Source organism: Xanthomonas cucurbitae (assembly GCF_002939885.1).
In the GTDB taxonomy this organism is placed as follows: domain Bacteria; phylum Pseudomonadota; class Gammaproteobacteria; order Xanthomonadales; family Xanthomonadaceae; genus Xanthomonas; species Xanthomonas cucurbitae.
Genome location: NZ_MDED01000131.1, coordinates 1 through 496 on the forward strand (window position 1 = coordinate 1; position 496 = coordinate 496).

1 protein-coding gene is annotated in these 496 nt (G+C 56.2%); it reads left to right on the forward strand.

What is annotated here, in order from left to right:
- Nucleotides 1–154: 154 nt before the first annotated feature.
- Nucleotides 155–496 (forward strand): transposase (locus XcuCFBP2542_RS19055; RefSeq protein ID WP_146090387.1); only part of this gene is annotated, 342 nt, incomplete at its 3' end.

Below are 496 nucleotides of genomic sequence, written 5' to 3' on the forward strand. Positions count from 1 at the left end.
TGTTCGACTTGAATCTTCAGTGGGCGGCCCATTTCGATGACTGTCTGTGATGAGATGGCACTATTATATCATTATGTAAACACCCTCTAAGGACGCTCTGAACAAAGCAGCCTGATCTGCGACAATTAACCGACGACCCAAGCGGACGATTTCGATGCAACTGAGCTTTGGCGACGCGGAGTACAACGGCAAGCGCAAGCGAACACGGCGGGAGGTGTTCCTGGCCGAGATGGATCAGGTGGTGCCTTGGAAGGCCTTGCTGGCGCTGATCGAACCGCACTATCCCAAGTCGGGCCAGCCTGGTCGACAGCCGTATCGACTGGAGACGATGCTGCGGATTCACTTTCTGCAGCAGTGGTATGCGCTGAGCGACCCTGGGGCAGAAGAGGCGTTGTACGACACGTTGTCGATGCGGCGTTTTGCGAAGATCGGCGGCCTGGATGGGGTGCCCGATGAGACCACGATTCTCAACTTTCGGCATCTGCTGGAACAGCAC